We start from the raw sequence: 17881 nt of genomic DNA, 5'->3' as shown, positions 1-17881 counted from the left end.
AATGTCATCATGAATGCACCGATTCTAACCACCTCATTTGCCTATCGAACCCCACCGGCCAAGCGCCGGGACCAACAGTCAGGAGAACAACAGAGCATGTCTATCGAACGTATCGGCTCTACCGAGCGCATGAGCAAAATCGTCAAGCACAACGGCACTGTCTACCTGTGCGGCCAGACCGCCGGTGACGCCAACTGGGATATCGCCGAGCAGACCCGCCAGTGTCTGGCCAAGGTCGAAGCACTGCTGGAAGAAGCCGGCAGCAGCCGCGACAAGATTCTCTCCACCACCATCTATATCCGCGACATCAAAGATTTCGCCGCCATGAACGTGGTTTGGGACGCCTGGGTAGCAGACATTCCGAAGCCGGCTCGCGCCTGCGTCGAAGCCCGGATGGCACGCCCGGAAATCCTGGTGGAACTGTCGGTGGTCGCCGCGCAGTAATCGCCCCAGCTCCACGGCGACTGTTCCGCTTGCCCCGGTTGCAGCCGCGCCTTACCATGGCGCCGCGACAGGGATAGTCAGCAAACATCGCCGCCAGGGGGAGCCGGTCGAGATGACCGAAATGCCCCTCTAAACAGCCTCGCCGATGCGGGGCTTTTTGTTGCGCGGCGTTCAGTCACAACCGCCCCTGGAGCCCTATGCCGTGCCCCCCCTCGCCCTGTTCTCACTGATCGCCGCCCTGCTGCTAATCCCCTCGCTGAACGCCGCCGAACACCCGTCCAGCTTCGCCAAAGCCAAGCGACTAGCCGCCAAGATCTACGCCGACCAACCGGTCAGTTTCTACTGCGGCTGCGCGATCGAAACACAGGGCAAGAAGCTCAAGCCCGATCTGTCCAGCTGCGGCTACCAGGTCCGCAAGCAGCCCCGGCGCGCCAACCGGATCGAATGGGAGCACCTGATGCCGGCCTATCACTTCGGTCATCAGCGCCAGTGCTGGCAGCAGGGTGGACGTAAGAACTGCAAGAAGGATCCGCAATTCCGCAAGATGGAAGCCGATCTGCACAATCTGGTGCCGGCCATCGGCGAGGTCAACGGCGATCGCTCCAACTTCCGCTTCGGCCTGTTGGATGCCGACAGCACTAACTACGGAGCCTGCCAGATCAAGATCGACTTCAAACAACGGGTGGCGGAGCCACCGCGGCACAGTCGCGGCGCCATCGCCCGCACTTACCTCTATATGCGCGACCAATACAACCTGCGTCTGTCCAAATCACAGTCCCGCTTGATGCAGAGCTGGTCCCGCCAACACCCGGTCACCAGCTGGGAATGTCAGCGTAATGACCGTATCCAAGCCCGCCAAGGCAACGACAACCCTTGGGTCAGCCGTGCCTGTAAGTCGTTGACGCAGTTAAATAACGGCACAAGAACATCCCGCTTAAATGTCAATTGATGATAAGTCGTCAATATTTTATTGACACGCGTCATATTCACCACCGTTTTTGAAGAGCAGAATCAGCAGCACCCTATTACCCAAAAGTCTAATTCAACCTGTTGGATGAACATTTCCTACCCACCTTTTCCGAAGGAGGGTCGTTCAGGCTGAACACCGTTTTCAACGGAGGAAAACCATGAGCAATCTGCTTAAGCAACTGAAGACCCGCCAAAAAATCCTACTGCTGGTTTCTTTGATGATACTGGCACTGCTGTTCATCGAAGCGCTTAACCTCAATACCCAATGGAAGGCGCTGAATCATGGTAAACAGGTTGAACTAACCGATCTGACCGATACCGCCTTTTCACTGATCGAGAAACAAGCCAACCGCGGCGATCTCTCGCCCGAGCAGGCCATGGATATCGCCCGACAGCAGATCGAAACCCTCCGCTACGGCAATAACGATTACTTCTTCATTCTCGACAGCCAGGGCAAGATGCTGTCGCATCCGATCAAACCGGATCTGGTCGGTAAAAACCTGACCTCAAGCCAGGATGCCAACGGTGTCCGCATGTTTGATGAGATGAGTCGCCAGGCCAGCAACCAGGGTGACGCCTTCGTTGAGTACATGTTTCCACGGGCCGGCAGTAATGAGCCGATTCCTAAGCTGTCCTACGCCCGCCACTTCCCGAAATGGGATTGGGTCGTGGCCACCGGCGTGTATATCGACGACATCAAAGCCGAATTCTATGAGGAGATTCAGGGCGCCATCATCAACCTGCTGATCACCATGACCATTGCGGTCTCACTGGGCATGTTACTGGCTAGAACCATCGCCCAGCCGATCGTTGATCTGAAGGAGCTGATGGGCCAGGCGGCCAGTCAGCATGATCTGACCCTGCGCAGCGACTACCGCAGCCGTGACGAGGTCGGTCAAATGTCTGCCGCCTTCAACGAGATGCTCGAAAGCTTCGACGACATCATCACCGATGTGAACAGCTCCGCCCAGCAGGTCTCTGCATCGGCTACCGAGCTATCCGCCGCCACAGCCCAAACCCAGGCAGGCATGCAGGAACAGCATCAAGAATCCGAGATGGTCGCCGCCGCCGTCAACGAGATGTCGGCCACCGTCCACGATGTGGCCAACAATACCGAAAGCACCGCTCAAGCCACCCATGAGGCCTCCCACGCAGCCTCTCAAGGCAAGCAGCAGGTTCGTGAAGCCGTAGACGCGGTGAACGAACTGTCGATGCAACTGGAACAATCCGGCAGCCTGACCTCCCAGCTGAAGGAGGAGAGCGCCAATATCGCCTCGATTCTGGAGGTGATCAACAATATCGCCGAACAGACCAACCTGTTGGCGCTGAATGCTGCCATCGAGGCGGCTCGTGCCGGTGAACAGGGGCGCGGGTTTGCGGTGGTTGCCGATGAGGTCCGGACCCTGGCACAACGCACGGCTCAGTCGACCGGCGAGATCCAGCAGGTGATTACCAGCTTGCAGAACGGCGCCGAGAATGCCGCCGACGCAATGGCGAAGAGTCATCAGGTCGCCATCGGTGTGGTCAACAAGGCTCAACTGGCCGATCAGGCGCTGGATCAGATCGTCGGCGGCGTCAGCCAGATCGATGATATGACCACCCAGATCGCCAGCACTGCCGAGCAGCAATCGGCCGTTACCGAAGAGATCAATACCAACGTCAGCCGCATCAACGACGTCAGTTCGGAGTGCGCCACCGCCGCCGATCAGGTGGCCGAGTCCAGCGAATCCCTGGCCGAGCTATCCGAGCACCTGCGACACCTGACCAGCAGCTTCAAGGTCAGCGCCTGAGTCGAAGGCGAGTCCGTCCCATCGATCACAACGGGGCCGCTGGCCCCGTTGCTTCTTCTACCCCAGGCTCTTATACCGCCAGTCTGATCGCTTGTTTCTGACCAAGCTCTCTTATCCGATCAAATCCTCTAACTTTGAGATGGCAGGCGTCGATTGTTGCCTCAGCCCTGATCGGGATCGACGATATCCGGCACCAGCGGGAGCTGACTAGGAAACCCTCGAATCACCCCCCTGAAGAGGGGCCTGTCCGCCGTTGCTGAGCAGGTTTCCAATCAGGATAAAGCTTGTCCAAATATCAATCGGGGATTAAACATCAAACAATATGCTGATATGCGTCATACTCATTGCGGCTACTGAAGAGCTAAATTAGCAACGTTCAATCAGGCAAATCTGATAACAACCCATAGACGGGTTACCCACCGCTCGAATGCTTATCGATAAGCCGTCAAGGATGAGCCCTGTTTTCAATGGAGGAAAACAATGAAAAACCTGCTTAAGCATTTTAAAACCCGACAGAAAGTCCTCTTTTTAGTCTCCTTGATGACCCTTGCACTGCTGGTTATCGAGGCCCTCAATCTGAACAACCAATGGCAGACGTTAAATCGCGCCAAGCAGGCTGAGCTGGTCGATCTGGCCGACACGGCCTTCTCGCTGATCGAAAAACAGGCAGCCCGGACCGATATCTCAACCGAGCAGGCGCAAGCGATCGCCAAAGAGCTGATCAGCACCCTGCGCTATGGCGACAATGATTACTTCATGGTCTCCGACACCAGATCCCTTATCTTAAGTCACCCCGATTCCAGGCTGATTGGCAAGGACCTGTCTGACCTGAAAGATGCCGACGGGGTCCTGGTCATGCAAGAGATGGTGCGCGGCGCCATCACCAACGGCGATACCTTTGTCGAGTACCTGTTCCCTCGCGCCGACAGCAGCACCCCGGTTTCCAAGCTTTCCTATTCCCGCCATTACCCGAACTGGGACTGGATCGTCGCCACCGGGGTTTACACCGACGATATCGAAGCCGAGTTTGCCCAGAGCATCAACGCCGCCATCGTCAGCCTGCTGGTCATCCTGAGCATCGCCTTCAGCATCGCTCTGGGACTGGCAAGAACAATTGCTCAGCCCCTGGTCGAGCTCAAGGAGCTGATGGGCCAGGCCGCCAGCGAGCATGATCTGACCCTGCGCAGCGATTACCGTAGCCGTGACGAGGTCGGCCAGATGTCGGAAGCCTTCAACGAGATGCTCGACAGCTTCGATGGCATCATCACCGAAGTGAACAGCTCCGCCCAGCAGGTCTCCACATCGGCCACCGAACTGTCCGCCGCCACGGCCCAAACCCAGGCTGGGATGCAGCAACAGCATCAAGAATCAGAGATGGTCGCGGCCGCCGTCAATGAGATGTCGGCCACCGTCCACGATGTGGCCAACAACACCGAAAGCACCGCTCAAGCCACCCATGCGGCATCCCTGGCCGCCTCTCAGGGCAAGCAGCAGGTCCGTGAGGCCGTGGACGCGGTTAACGAACTGTCGATGCAATTGGAACAATCCGGCAGCCTGACCACCCAGCTGAAGGAGGAGAGCGCCAATATCGCCTCGATTCTGGAGGTGATCAACAATATCGCCGACCAGACCAACCTGCTGGCGCTGAATGCTGCCATCGAGGCGGCTCGTGCCGGTGAACAGGGGCGCGGGTTTGCGGTGGTTGCCGATGAGGTCCGCACTTTGGCACAACGCACGGCCCAGTCGACCGGTGAGATCCAGCAGGTGATAACCAGCCTGCAGAACGGCGCCGAGAGTGCCGCTGACGCGATGGCGAAGAGCCACCAGGTCGCCATCGGTGTGGTCGACAAGGCTCATCAGGCCGATCAGGCGCTGGATCAGATCGTCGGCGACGTCAGCCAGATCGATGACATGACCACCCAGATCGCCAGCGCCGCCGAGCAGCAATCGGCCGTCACCGAAGAGATCAATACCAATGTCAGCCGCATCAACGACGTCAGCTCGGAGTGCGCCACCGCCGCCGATCAGGTGGCCGAATCCAGCGAATCCTTGGCCGAGCTGTCCGAGCACCTGCGACACCTGACCAGCAGTTTCAAGGTCGGCGCCTGAGTCGAAGGCGTGTCCATCCACCACGACGGGGCTAACTCGGCTCCGTCGCTCTCTTTGCACCGCCCTCCGGGCAAATTCCAGCCTGCCTGAGTAACCCTAGGCAGTTAGCCTCGATCCGGCTGGAACCCGGTTCGTCACGCAACTTCAGCGTAGTTTTCCGTTAATCGGATTACCGATCACCGCTTCGGCATTGGGGCCGGGCAACGAGTTGTACTAAAATTATCCAACCACTCAAGGAAGCGTAGATTGGCCATGGATGAAGTCATCGAATACGAGCATTTGAAAACGCTGACGCTGGCGCATAGGAAATTTCACCAGGTTCTGAAGAATCTGGCCGCCTATCATTCCGACGCCCAGGTAATCGAACAGCTGACCGGCATCATTGAGGAACTGTTTCCTAATAAGGTCGGCTCGATCCTGATGGTCGACGATCAGAGTCAGACCCTGCACAGCTCCGACGCCAAGTCCAAGCTGCCGGACTTCTACAACCAGGGGATCGAAGGGACTCCGATCGGCCCCAACGCCAGCAGTTGTGGCGCGGCGGCATACTCCCGCGACAAGTGCATCGTTTCCGACACCTTCACCGATCCCAGCTGGGAGCCTTTTCTCGATGTATTAATCCGGGCCCAGCTTCGTTCCTGCTGGTCGATGCCGATCATCTCCAAGGACGATCAGGTACTGGGGACCTTCTCCATCTACTCCCCCGAAATCGCCGAGCCGGAAGACTATGAGCTGGAGATCCTCGAGACCGCCACCCACGTCGCCAGTCTGGCGCTGGATAAGAAGGAGCTGATGAAGACCGCCTGTACCGACCCGTTGACGCGGCTGAGCAACCGTTACCTGTTCGAGCAGTCGTTGGAGCTGTTGATGAACATCTCCAAACGGGACAATCGCAACCTGTCGGTGGTCTATCTGGATCTGAACCGTTATGTCCAGGTCAAGGAGCTGATCGGTAGCCACGCCGGCGACGAGGTGCTTCGCCAGACCGCCCAGAGTATCCAACAGGAGCTGCGCAACACCGATATCACCTGTCGCTACGAGGACGACGAGTTCGTTTTTGCTGCATTGGATACCAGTACCGAGGACCTGTACCTGATCTGCGAGCGCATCCGTAAGTCGACCCTCGGTAAGCTGTCGGACGAGATCATGGAGCTGGGCTTCGGCCTCACCTTCGGCGGCGTGATCTGCAACAGCCGTACAGGTTACGATTTCCACGATCTAATCCGTCTGGCCGACGAAGAGATGTACCTGGCTAAAGCCAACCCGGCTCACATCTCGATCCGGGATCTGGCCAACCAGCCTCCCGAGCAGGCGGACACCGCTGAGAATGGCTGCTAATCCGACAAGAGCCTAATCAGACTGGGACGGGGCTGGGATGATGCTACTATCTGCAGTCCCGGCAGTTGCCGCACCCCAATCCCACTCAAGGCCCACACTCAAGGTTCCCTAAGCCGATGACCATCGACAAGCAGCAGCAATACGATCAACTGTTTCAACGCCTGGATGCCCTCTGTGACGGCGAGTCCGATCCGATCGCATTGATGGCGACGATCAGCTGCGAGCTCTACCACCAGTTCGAGTCATTCAACTGGGTCGGTTTCTACCGCAACGTCGGCAACCGAACCCTCAAGATCGGCCCTTACCAGGGCGGCCACGGCTGCCTGACCATCGATTTCGATCGCGGCATCTGCGGCCGTTGTGCCCGCCAGATGCAACTGCTGAACATCCCCGACGTCAATGCCGAAGCCGACCATATCGCCTGCGCCAGCTCGACCCGATCCGAGCTGGTGGCACCGATCCTCAACCGCCATGGTGATCTGATCGCGGTACTGGATATCGATTCCGATACCCCGGCCCTGTTCGACCGCTGCGACGAGACCAACCTGGCCCGCATCGCCGCTTATTTTCTGATCTGAGATCGACCCATACTCCGTGCCCCGCAAGGGGCTCGGCTCGGGCTGAATCGACCGCTCACCCGTCACCCCTTTAGCTCGATCAAAGCAATCCAGCTTTCTAGATATTTTATTTTGTCATGTTTGACAAAATAAGCTTCGCTCTATAAATTATCCAACATGACAATTTATTCCTGAGTTATCACTAAGGAGTTTGAACCATGGGAAGACCCAGCAAGAAGGCCGAACGCCTTGAGCAGATCCTGCAGGCGTTCCACAGTTGTGTGGCTCGCTACGGCCTGGAGGGCAGCACCCTGGAGCGGATCGCCGAGACCTCAGGCCTGCAACGCAGCCTGGTGCGCCATTTTGCCGGTAACCGGGATGATCTGGTCCAGCAACTGGCGGACCGGGTAATCCAGCAGTCCGATCAGCAGTGGGCCGCCCTGCTAGAGTACCTGCCTGAGACGCAGCCGATTCCGGTGCTGCTCGACAATCTGTTCGATGCCGAATCCAGCGACCCCGAGTTTGTGCTGGTGATCGCCGCCCTGACGTTTGCCGCCGGCAACAACCCGCAGCTCAAGGCCATGATGCAACAATGGATGACCGGCTTTAGCCGCGACATCGAAGCCCTGCTGCTGAAGCAATATCCCAGCGCGGAAAAATCACGCATCGAAGCCGTCGGCTTCGGCCTGATCTCGCTCTACTTCAATCTCGACTCGTTATCCCCGCTGCAGCAAAGCCATCACTACCGCGAACCGGCCCGACTGGCGGCTCAGCTACTGGTCGATCAACTCGAAACCACTACCGGAGACTAACCATGCCTTGGACCTATTACCTGGGAATCACACTGTTGCTGTGGGTGCTATGGGACCTGTTCAGTGGCTCGGTTTGGCTGCATCGCGAATACCGTCGCACCCACGAGCCTTTTGGCTACTGGCTAACCATGCTGTTGTGGACCCTGGTCGCAGTGTCCTGTTTTTACTGGTAGGAGATTGATCGATGGCACTCCCCAAGCGTAACCCGCTGGTCTGGTTTCTCTATCTGATCAGCATCCTGGGCATGTTCGGCTTTATTGGCTGGCTACTACTGCCCTACGCCGACAATGGCGACTTCGTTGGCTACGACGACAGCACCGCTGCGATCACCAGGGCACCGGCCGAGAGCTGGCAGGCGGTTGCCGCTCAGCCCGTCGGCCAAGATCGAAACAAACCGGGCCAGTACAAATCAGGCCAGACCATTGCCGGGATCGGCATCACCCTGCAGCTGGACGGCAATCTAAAGACCCAGATCGAGCGTCACTGGCAGCGCTTCGCCCAGCAGGATATCGCCAAGCGACTCGGTGCCGACGATCCCAAGCTGGTCTATGCGGTCTACCACCACTATGACGCCGCCAGCAATCAGGTCCGGATGACGCTTGGCTATCCGACACCGCCGTCGCGCCAACTTCCGATGGGGTTTGAATCCGTCGCCATCGACGCGGGTAACTACCTGGCACTCGACGGTAGCTATGTCCTCGATAGCTGGGCCGATCCAAGCCACAGGCTGCGATTGAAATTTAACGCCGACTACGAGCGTTACCTACTCGATAGCCACCACAACATTCTCGGCCAAACCGCCTTTGTGGCGGTGAAATAAAGGAGCGGATCATGACGGAACAAGATTGGCTGGTGTACTTCGAGACGATCTCATTTTCGGTCTACGACTGGGTGCTGATCTTCGCGCTGTTGTTTCTGGCGCTGGAGCTGCTCAACGACCTGGTGACCGGCCGTTTCAGCGGTGAACGGCTGCTGGAAACCGGCTCCAGCGTGTTGACCCAGATCCCCTATTACCTGGCCGAGATCGTGATCTTCGGGGGCGGGGTCTACCTCTACTTCATGATCTACGAGCTGGTCCCTTGGAAGATCCCGACCAACGGCTACACCGGCCTGCTGGTGCTGATACTGGCCGACCTGGCCTACTACATCGAGCATTACGCGGTGCACCGGATCCGCTTGTTCTGGCTGGCCCATTCGGTGCATCACAGCTCCAGCATGATGAACACCGCCACCGCGTTCCGGTTCAGTCTGTTCGATCCGATCCCGTCATTTCTGTTTCATCTACCGCTGGTGCTGATGGGCTTCAACCCGGTACTGGTGTTCGCCGCCGAGATTCTGGTGCTGGCCTACCAGTTCTGGATTCACAACGAGATGATCGGCCGCCTCGGTCCGTTGGAGTGGTTTCTCAACACCCCATCCCACCACCGGGTTCACCACGGCTCCGATCCGGCTTATATCGACAAGAACTTCGGCGGCATCCTGATCATCTGGGACCGGCTGTTCGGCACCTTCCAGGCCGAACGCCAGCTGCCCACCTACGGTCTGGCCACCCCGATGACCAGCAAGAACCCGATTAAGGTGCAATTTCACGAGTTTCCCAAACTGTTCCGCGACCTGGGACAAGCCCAGGGAGTTGGGCAGTGGTTCGGCTACCTGTTTAGACCGCCGGGCTGGAAACCCAAAGCCGGTGCGGATGCCAGTCATCGCCGCACCAAGGAGTCGATCCAATGAAAGCCCTACTGATCAAAGCCTCGGCCAACAGTGCCTTCAAGGACTACAAGGCCTACCTGGGGACACCGCCGCAAAGCATCTGGTCATCGGCGGTGGCGATACCCGACTGGGTCGAGGTGGACGTCCATGACGAAACCTCCCAGGGGCCGGTCGACAAGAGTCAGGCCGCCGACCTGGTGGCGATCTTTATGTCGACCCCGGACGCGCTGCGCGGCTACGAACTGGCCGACTATTTCCGTGACCGAGGCACCACCGTGGTGTTCGGCGGCCTGCACGCCAGCTTTCTGCCTGACGAGGCGCTGCAACACGGCGATGCGGTGATGATCGGCGAATCGGAGCAGCTCTGGCCCCAATTACTGGAAGACCACTACAGTGGCCAGCTTCAGCCCCGCTATCAGCAGGCCGAGCAGACCGACCTGAGCCGATTGACGCCCTACCCCCATTCGCAGATCGACCTGTCCCCCTACCGGGATACCAGTTCGATCATCGTGTCCCGCGGCTGCAAGTTCAAATGCAGCTACTGCACCGTGCACAAGTTCTTCCCGACAATGCGCAACCGGCCGGTCGGGCAGGTGATCGACGAGATCCGTGCCTCCGGACTGCAGTACTTCGAACTCCACGCCGACAACCTGATCGCCGATCGTGATTACGCGCTAGAGCTGTTCAAGGCGCTGAAACCGCTGAATATCTACTGGAGCGCCGAAGCCACCATCAATATTGCCGAGCACGACGATATCGTCGAAGCCGCGGCCGAGAGCGGCTTGATCTGGCTGCTTTCCGGTATCGAAACCCCGTCGCAACAGGCCCTCAAAGCCGCCGGCAAAGGTTTCATCCGGATCGATCGGACCCGGGATTACATCCGCAAGCTGCATGAGTACAACATCGCGGTCGACTCGGCGATGCTGTTTGGTTTTGACCAGCACGACTCGACCATCTTCGAAGAGACCCTCGACTACGTCGACGAGGTTGAACTCGACGTCTGCCATGCCGTGATCGTCACCCCCTACCCGGGAACCGACCTGTACCAGCAACTGGAAACCGAGCAACGGATCCTGACCCGCGACTGGTCCGCCTACGATGGCACCCAGGCGGTGTTCCAACCCAAGCAGATGACGCCGAAGGAACTGGAAAAGGGAACTGGCTGGTTCCACAGCAAATACAACAGCCTGGGGCGCAGCCTGAAGCGGCGTGTCGTCAGGACTAAAAATCTCGGTTGGACCAACGCGGCCTATCTCTGACGGGCCGATCTTCGATCTAAGAAACCGGCGGAGCGCTAGCGGTTGGTCGTTAATCCTGGAGCAGTTCGATAAGCTCCGAATAGTCTCTCAGAAGGGCGTTATCCAGCGCGGTACGCCCTTGGGGATCAGCAATGGAGCGGTCGGCACCGGCCGCCAGCAACAGCGCGACGATCTGCTGATAGGTAGGCCCACCATCCCCCAGAATCACCGCTTCTAGCAGAGCCGTCCAACCCAGGTGGTTGATCTGATCGATATCGATCTCGGTGGTTAGCAGGTAGCGCACCACCTCGATATGGCCGTGATGGGCCGCGGGGGTCAACGCGGTGCCACCGTATCGGTTCACACTGCTCAGATCCGCCCCGGCGGCCACGGTCATCTTGAGGATCTCGAGTCGCCCTTCCGCACCGGCATACAGGTAGGGGCTGTCCTGTAGATCGTCCTTGGCATTCACATCGGCACCGGCGGCGATCAGGAGTCGGGCCGATTCAACAGCGTTGTGGTGGGTGGCGATCAACAGTGCGGTGCGACCCCGCTTATCGCGGCTGTCCACCGGTACCCCCAAAGCGAGCGACCGCTGCAGTTGAGGAATATTATTCTGTGCCGCCGCGCGTAGATAGTCGGCCCGCTCGGCCGCCGCTGGCTCGCCAACGGCGACGTTAAACAAACTGCTCAATAGCAACAGCGCTGTTATCAGAATCCGCATCAATCTACCCGCAAAGATGGGGACGCCCCGCCCGTTCGGCAGCGCGGCCGTAAACCATATTGTCGATTCCGGCCCAGGCGGCCGCAGCTTCACACATCGGGCAGGGGCGCGAAGAGGAGTAAAGCACTGCACCGCGGAGGGATTCACGTTTCAGACGACGACCCGCGTCGCGGATCGCCGCCATCTCGGCATGACCGGTGGGGTCATGATCCAACAACACCCGGCTCCAGGACTGACCAACGATCCGTCCATCGAGTACTACCACTGCACCATAGGGCTGATCGCCCTTCTCGATCGCCAGTTGCCGCATCTCAAAGGCCCTTGCGATAAAGCCCTGGTCATCAGTCCCCTGCGGCTGCACGATGCTCTCCTCCCCCCGTGCCGCTGCCGACCATCCGCAGGCGCCCAGCAAACCGGCGCCGCTGAACGCCAGAAACCACCGTCGCGGGATCTGATCTTGGCCCCGCTGAATCTGGATCTTATCCATCACCATTACCTCCCAGACCTCTCCTATTGGAGATAGTCCGGCAGGCGGTATTTTTCCAGCCGCTATTGGATCTGATCGAGTTTGTAAGTACTTCGGAAAGGCGACTGAACTAACCATTCAGCCCATAAGAAACGGGCCGCGATAACGCGGCCCGGGGATTCAATCAAACTAACGAAGCAGTCTTTGTCAGCCTAAGGATTAACAACCCTTCTTCGGATTACATTTGGTTTTACCGGAACCCCCATCGCCATCATCCGAATTGGACTCCACCCTCACCTCGCCACTCTCGGTCCAGGCAGAGGAACCGGCACTGTTGGCCGCTCTGATGCGATACTTAAAGGTGCCATTACCCGGCACATCAGTGAGCGTGGTGCTATCGGCAGCAATGTTCATATTCACATCACCGTAGCTGCCCCATCTCTTTCCTCTGGCTTTTTGGCTAACCTGCAGCTCGTACTTCTGTTCGTCGGCAACATCAAACCAGGTCAGAATAACGCTACCATCTGACTGCACTGAAGTAGTTAGCAGGCTGGGAGCATCCGGCGCCTGGAGGGTGGGCTCAGGATCGGTAATCGTTCCACCCGAGGCGGCCTGCATCGCCAGGTGTGCGTCAGCAATACCGGCACCACAACCGTCACAGGTCGCCGGGAACGGGCGAGCATTGTCTTTGATCAGCTGCTCAATTTCGGCAGGTGTCAGCGAACTATTCTCGGAGCTGATAAGCGCGACCAGACCCGCAACATGCGGAGCCGCCATGCTGGTGCCAGCCATACCGGAGTAGGTTTCCTCACCAGGCGAAGTCGTCCCCTTGTTGTGAGTAGAAACCACATAGGTACCGATAGAGTTGCTGCCATCACCACCCGGTGCGGCAAAATCCACCAGGCTGCCATAGTTCGAGTAACTGGCTTTCCCGCCATTGCGGTTAACCGCAGCCACATTCATTACGTTGGAACAGCTCGCCGGGGTAAAGCCTGCGGTATCGGTATCACTGTTACCTGCCGAGACGACGACGCTGACCCCATTGGCAACCGCCGAGTTGATCGCCGCCTGCAGAGCCGAGTTGGGAGAACAGGAACTGGCGCCTCCCAGGCTCATATTGATCACTTTCGCCCCATTCTGACTGGCCCAATAGATAGCATCGGTAATATCGGAATAGGAACCTCCGCCCACGCCAAGCACCCGAACATGCATCAGCTGCACACGATCAAAACCGACACCAGCCACGCCGTTGCCGTTATTCGTATCCGCGCCCACTGTCCCTGCGACATGGGTTCCATGCCAGCTGCTACCGTAGGGGTCATTGGGGTCCAGATTGTCCCCGGGATCGCTGGGGTCCGAGTCACGCCCATCGCCATCGTTGGCGTTGGTCGGATCACTGATCATGTCGTAACCCGCAATCGTATTAATGCTGAGATCGGAATGGTTGGTCGAGCCGGTATCCAAAATGGCAACAACGGTTTTGGTGTAGCTGCTATCCAACGCTTCCCAGGCCTGAACCGCATTCAGGCCACCGGGTTCGGCAGAGCTCGAATCGGGGCCATAATAATGCCACTGGTAATTGGGTAGCAGCGGATCGTTGGGTAAACCCAACGTAGCCATATGAATATCGGGTTCGGCATAAGAGACCCCTGCCAATCGCTCGATTGCCCGCGAGAGCCCTCGCATCGCTTTATATGACTGGTTTTCATTCAGCTGAAAGAGCAATCGTCCGCCTGCCGTTTGGCGGACAAACCTCAGCGATTTTCCAGTCGCCTCTGACAATCGGTTCGCCTCGCTCGAGCCGATCACAAACGCTTCATCGAACTTAACGATCAGCTGATCGGTGCCGGTTGGAGTCGGCGCCGAATAGGCCGCTACGGGTGCGGCTAGGCAAGCCGAAGCGATCAGGGACTTAGATAACGGCAGGAATTTCAGAATACGGCGGGGTGACATGGCTGCTACCTCTAGATGCATGCGGTCTAGGCAATATAGCCACAATCATGCCCGACTAAAAAGAATCACCAAATTCCAAAAAATATCTAACTGACAGAGATCAAAACAATCCCGCTGAGCTGCAGGAATGAAGCTCAAGCGATCTAATCAGCCATCCCTCAGACGAGCTTCGGCTACGTGACTGAATGAGCCAGCACGGAAACCAGCGAAAAAATTGGTAGCTGGGAAAAGTCTTCGAGGAAGATGGTGCACCCGGAGGGATGATTCGTCACTACGCTCCTCACTCCTTCGGAGACAACACTTATAAAGGTGTCGTTGCGTCGCGGCTTGGCCGCTCGGTTCGAACCCACGGGGCTTCTCACTCTCCAAGTACGGAGGCATGCGGAAAGATCAGTAGAGAACTGAAAGATGTGCGTAGAAAAGGAAAAAGTGGCGCACCCGGAGGGATTCGAACCCCCGACCAACAGGATCGGAACCTGCTACTCTATCCAGCTGAGCTACGGGTGCGCAGAAGAGAGCGCGTATGATACTCAGGCGCGTCAGGGACGGCAAGCATATCGACGCTATGAATCCATCCAGTCCCGCTGTTTTTTGCGCAAACGGGCCTGATAGGCACGCTTTCGGGCGCTGTTACGCATGTAGACGATCAGCCCGGCGGAAACCAGCAGTACAAATCCCATCACCGCCATCACCCCGGAATCGAGCAAGTACAACAAACCGATCCCCAAACAGGCGTAAACATAAGGCAAGGCCTCATACACCGGTTCGGGCATATGCAGTGTCAAACGTCTGCGTTTGGTTGTGCCGAATTTGGCTCGCTGTCTATCCATGACTTCAGAATAGCGCAGTCCTGCGCTGGGAAAAAAGCCCTTGATGGGTCCCCTCTATTGCAGAACGAAAAGATTATCTCGTGCCGGAGATGCTCAGCCCGCACTGAACCAGTCGTAGCCGTGCAGCGCGAGCAGGCAGATCAGCATCAACTGCAGCACAAAGCCGAAGTTCCAGCGGGGAAAGCCGAAGGCCGACAGGCCGAAGCGGGCCTGCAATGTCAGGTGGGTGCCGGACACCGGCGAGGCGATGATGCCGACCGCCCAGCCCATCAGGAAGGTCATCCCCAACAGGTTCGGATCCTGCACCTGGGGGGCCAGGATGCCTCCCGAGGTGGCGATGCTGATCAGCGGATGAATTCCCATCACCGCGGCAACCAGGATCATCCACAGCAGTCCCCAGGCTTGCCAGGGGCCGAACTGCTGCAGCGGCCAGTCGAAGCCACTGCGCTCAACCACCTGCGCCAATCCAACCGTCAACACGCCGGCGGCCAGAAACAGAGCCAACTCGCCTCCCATGGTGGGCAGTTGCGCTTCGACATGACGACGCATCGATGCCAAGCGTTGGGTTCCGCTGCGCAGCACAAGGACCAGTAGACAGAGCAGTAACGACAGTAGCGACACCCAGCTCAACACCGGTACTTCAGGCCAGAGCCCCCTGGCGCCAAAAACCAGCACCGCCAACAGTAGCGGCAGCCACAGGGCTTCAAAGTGGATCGGATAACCGGCCTGACTCGTCACACCAGGATGCCGACTGAGGCCGATACCGGCCACCAACAGCGCCACCGCCGCCGCCGGAAGCCCGGCCAACGACAGCGTTTCCAACTGCGCCCCATCGGCATGGGTCAGCGCCACGCCCATGGCGACAAAGAATGGCGACCACAGCGAAGCCAGCGCAAAGCCTCGGGACAGCAGCACGCCCTGCTGCGGCGTCAAAGGTTGGCGACGCGACAAGCGCTCGCCAACGATCTGCAGGGTCGACATATTGATCACCGCACCGAACAGATGCACCCCCAGCAGGGTTCGCCAGAGCGCCCCCCGCCCCATCGGCAGCTGCTCCTGCGGATCGGCCCGCAACGCGGTGACCAGGCGCAGGAAGCTCACGGCAATCAGCATCGCAATCAGGATCTGATTGGTGGCCAACAGCTTGGCCCAGGGCAGCTCACGCCCATCCAGGCCCCACCAGAGAGCCGCACAACCGATCGAAAAGATACACAGCACCTGCAGTCGCAGAAAGCCACCTACCCGACCGAACAGCAGCAGCCCGCAACACCAGGCCAACCCGCCGGAATAGAAGCCGGGTAGCCAACCCAGACCGGCGGCCACCGACAACAGCACGGCGCTCAGCATCATCCAGCCGATCAATCGTTGCAGTCCGGTCGGATTCTCAATCACCAGCGGGGCCCTTGCTCAACAGAATGGACAAAATAGAACAGGCAATAAAAAAGGGCAGCCTAGGCTGCCCTTTCTTGAACTCGAATCCCTTACATGGATTCGATGTAGGCAGATACCGCGGCGATGTCGGCATCGCTCAGCTTGCCGGCGGTGTCACGCATCATCTTGGCCGGATCGTTGGCACGAGCGCCGCTGCGGAAGGCCTTCAGCTGGCCATCAACGTACATGGCGTACTGACCACGGACCGCCGGGAAGTTGGCCAGGCCGTTACCGTTGCCGTCAGGGGCATGGCATGCGGCACAGGCGGCAACGCCTTTGCTCTGGATACCGGCGTTGTAGATCTCTTTACCCTTGGCAACCAGTGCTTCGTCGGCAACCGGGCCTTTGCTGGCGTCGAACTTGGCGAAGAATGCGCTCAGGTCAGCCATGTCCTGGTCGGACAGGCCGGCCGCGAAACCGATCATCAGCGGGCTCGGACGAACACCGGTCTTGATGTCCTTGAGCTGCTTGGTCAGGTAGTTTTCATGCTGGCCAGCCAGTTTCGGGAAGGTCGGGCCAATGCTGTTGCCGTCAGGGCCGTGGCAGCCGAAGCAGACCGCTGCTTTACCCTCGCCTGCAGCCGCATCGCCTTGCGCCATGACTGCACCGGAGAAACCAAGAGAGACAATTAAAGGGATCAGAAGTTTTTTCATCGAACGGTCCAATTAAGTAAGTTGTAATAGTAAATTCGTTAGCCTTTACCACAGTCGCCGAAGCAAGGTTGCGGGCGCTTTCTTATGCTGGTCCAGATACCCGACAGGCACCCAAGGAGCTACCCACAGGGCAAAATTTTCGGCATTATATACCAATCCCCGACCAAACGGGAACGAACCCCCTCCGCACCGCAGCAAACTTAAGTCTATGACCACTTCCCGGATCTCCTATAACAGCGCCCGGTTCTTGATCAGCGCCGCTAAACTTCACCAGTGCCCGCAAGATAGCGGAGCCGAAGTCGCCTTTGCCGGCCGCTCAAACGCCGGTAAATCCAGTGCCATCAATGCCCTGACCAACAACTCGAAGCTAGCCCGCACCTCGAAAACCCCGGGGCGTACCCAGCTGATCAATTTTTTCGAGCTGAGCCAGCCCGGCTGCAAGCTGGTCGACCTGCCCGGCTACGGCTACGCCAAGGTACCGGTGGCGATGAAGCAGCACTGGCAGAAACACCTGGACGAGTACCTGCAGAAGCGACAGTGCCTGCAGGGAGTCGTCTTGGTGATGGATATTCGCCATCCGATGAAAGAGTTTGACCGGATGATGGTCGATTGGTGCCGCGAGTCCCAGATGCCGCTGCATATCCTGCTGACCAAAGCCGATAAGCTTAAAAAAGGGCCGGCCCAGAGCACCCAGCTGAAACTACGCAAAGAGCTGCGCCAGGAGTTGGGCGATCTGGTCAGCGTACAGACCTTCTCAGCGCTGAAACGCGCCGGCATCGAACAGCTTCAAGCCCGGCTGGACGGCTGGATGCTGGGAGAACCCGAAGTCGAGACGGAAGCGGATCCGGGCTGATTCG

The 17881-nt window shown here is 58.3% G+C and carries 18 protein-coding genes, 1 tRNA gene and 1 other RNA gene; 12 read left to right on the top strand and 8 right to left on the bottom strand.

The window, feature by feature from the left end; genetic code table 11:
* Nucleotides 1-96: 96 nt before the first annotated feature.
* From DV711_RS17180 to DV711_RS17135, 11 genes are all read left to right on the top strand, one after another.
* Complete coding sequence (locus tag DV711_RS17180) at nucleotides 97-444, top strand: RidA family protein (RefSeq protein WP_114697119.1); 348 nt, start codon at nucleotides 97-99, stop codon at nucleotides 442-444.
* 202 nt (nucleotides 445-646) lie between these two features.
* Nucleotides 647-1393, top strand: coding sequence for an endonuclease (locus DV711_RS17175; RefSeq protein WP_279386523.1), 747 nt, complete (start codon nucleotides 647-649; stop codon nucleotides 1391-1393).
* A gap of 178 nt (nucleotides 1394-1571) precedes the next feature.
* Nucleotides 1572-3203: a methyl-accepting chemotaxis protein gene (locus tag DV711_RS17170; protein WP_114696962.1), complete on the top strand. Its 1632-nt coding sequence runs from the start codon at nucleotides 1572-1574 to the stop codon at nucleotides 3201-3203.
* A 480-nt stretch (nucleotides 3204-3683) separates the two neighbouring features.
* The gene (locus tag DV711_RS17165) at nucleotides 3684-5312 is read left to right on the top strand and encodes a methyl-accepting chemotaxis protein (protein ID WP_114696961.1); all 1629 of its coding nucleotides are present in this window, start codon (nucleotides 3684-3686) and stop codon (nucleotides 5310-5312) included.
* A 252-nt stretch (nucleotides 5313-5564) separates the two neighbouring features.
* On the top strand, nucleotides 5565-6650 hold the full coding sequence (locus DV711_RS17160) for a sensor domain-containing diguanylate cyclase (RefSeq protein WP_114696960.1): 1086 nt from the start codon (nucleotides 5565-5567) through the stop codon (nucleotides 6648-6650).
* Between the two features lie 116 nt (nucleotides 6651-6766).
* A complete protein-coding gene (locus DV711_RS17155) occupies nucleotides 6767-7228 on the top strand; it encodes a GAF domain-containing protein (protein WP_114696959.1) in 462 nt (153 codons plus the stop codon).
* A 197-nt stretch (nucleotides 7229-7425) separates the two neighbouring features.
* On the top strand, nucleotides 7426-8019 hold the full coding sequence (locus DV711_RS17150) for a TetR/AcrR family transcriptional regulator (RefSeq protein ID WP_114696958.1): 594 nt from the start codon (nucleotides 7426-7428) through the stop codon (nucleotides 8017-8019).
* A 2-nt stretch (nucleotides 8020-8021) separates the two neighbouring features.
* Nucleotides 8022-8192, top strand: a complete 171-nt coding sequence (locus DV711_RS19525; protein ID WP_165840153.1) for a hypothetical protein — start codon at nucleotides 8022-8024, stop codon at nucleotides 8190-8192.
* An 11-nt stretch (nucleotides 8193-8203) separates the two neighbouring features.
* A complete protein-coding gene (locus DV711_RS17145; protein WP_114696957.1) occupies nucleotides 8204-8839 on the top strand; it encodes a GyrI-like domain-containing protein in 636 nt (211 codons plus the stop codon).
* Nucleotides 8840-8850: 11 nt separating this feature from the next.
* Nucleotides 8851-9750, top strand: a complete 900-nt coding sequence (locus DV711_RS17140; RefSeq protein ID WP_114696956.1) for a sterol desaturase family protein — start codon at nucleotides 8851-8853, stop codon at nucleotides 9748-9750.
* Nucleotides 9747-10988 carry a B12-binding domain-containing radical SAM protein gene (locus tag DV711_RS17135; RefSeq protein ID WP_114696955.1) on the top strand — a complete coding sequence of 414 codons (1242 nt, stop codon included), beginning with the start codon at nucleotides 9747-9749 and terminating at the stop codon, nucleotides 10986-10988. Before DV711_RS17140 ends, DV711_RS17135 begins: the two co-directional genes overlap by 4 nt.
* A gap of 49 nt (nucleotides 10989-11037) precedes the next feature.
* On the opposite strand, the gene DV711_RS17130 is transcribed toward DV711_RS17135, so the two are convergent.
* The 8 genes from DV711_RS17130 to DV711_RS17095 all read right to left on the bottom strand — a co-directional run bounded on the left by DV711_RS17130 (nucleotide 11038) and on the right by DV711_RS17095 (nucleotide 17024).
* Nucleotides 11038-11691 (bottom strand): ankyrin repeat domain-containing protein, encoded by a 654-nt coding sequence (locus DV711_RS17130; RefSeq protein ID WP_114696954.1) that lies wholly within the window; start codon nucleotides 11689-11691, stop codon nucleotides 11038-11040.
* A gap of 4 nt (nucleotides 11692-11695) precedes the next feature.
* Nucleotides 11696-12178: a nucleoside deaminase gene (locus tag DV711_RS17125; RefSeq protein ID WP_114697118.1), complete on the bottom strand. Its 483-nt coding sequence runs from the start codon at nucleotides 12176-12178 to the stop codon at nucleotides 11696-11698.
* A 198-nt stretch (nucleotides 12179-12376) separates the two neighbouring features.
* A complete protein-coding gene (locus DV711_RS17120; RefSeq protein WP_207802677.1) occupies nucleotides 12377-14110 on the bottom strand; it encodes a S8 family serine peptidase in 1734 nt (577 codons plus the stop codon).
* A gap of 244 nt (nucleotides 14111-14354) precedes the next feature.
* Nucleotides 14355-14492, bottom strand: a non-coding RNA gene (locus DV711_RS17115) — RtT sRNA.
* A 48-nt stretch (nucleotides 14493-14540) separates the two neighbouring features.
* A tRNA-Arg gene (locus DV711_RS17110) sits at nucleotides 14541-14617 on the bottom strand.
* Nucleotides 14618-14673: 56 nt separating this feature from the next.
* Nucleotides 14674-14883 carry a hypothetical protein gene (locus tag DV711_RS17105; RefSeq protein ID WP_114696952.1) on the bottom strand — a complete coding sequence of 70 codons (210 nt, stop codon included), beginning with the start codon at nucleotides 14881-14883 and terminating at the stop codon, nucleotides 14674-14676.
* A gap of 150 nt (nucleotides 14884-15033) precedes the next feature.
* The gene (locus DV711_RS17100) at nucleotides 15034-16332 is read right to left on the bottom strand and encodes a hypothetical protein (RefSeq protein ID WP_114696951.1); all 1299 of its coding nucleotides are present in this window, start codon (nucleotides 16330-16332) and stop codon (nucleotides 15034-15036) included.
* A gap of 89 nt (nucleotides 16333-16421) precedes the next feature.
* Complete coding sequence (locus tag DV711_RS17095) at nucleotides 16422-17024, bottom strand: c-type cytochrome (protein WP_114696950.1); 603 nt, start codon at nucleotides 17022-17024, stop codon at nucleotides 16422-16424.
* 208 nt (nucleotides 17025-17232) lie between these two features.
* Between DV711_RS17095 and yihA the strand changes: the two genes are divergently transcribed.
* Nucleotides 17233-17877 carry a ribosome biogenesis GTP-binding protein YihA/YsxC gene (yihA, locus tag DV711_RS17090; RefSeq protein ID WP_114696949.1) on the top strand — a complete coding sequence of 215 codons (645 nt, stop codon included), beginning with the start codon at nucleotides 17233-17235 and terminating at the stop codon, nucleotides 17875-17877.
* Nucleotides 17878-17881 lie beyond the last annotated feature (4 nt).

Source organism: Motiliproteus coralliicola (genome assembly GCF_003345655.1).
Taxonomy (GTDB): domain Bacteria; phylum Pseudomonadota; class Gammaproteobacteria; order Pseudomonadales; family Balneatricaceae; genus Motiliproteus; species Motiliproteus coralliicola.
The sequence above is the reverse complement of the archived record's forward strand: the minus strand, read 5'-3'. Positions and strand labels throughout refer to the sequence as shown.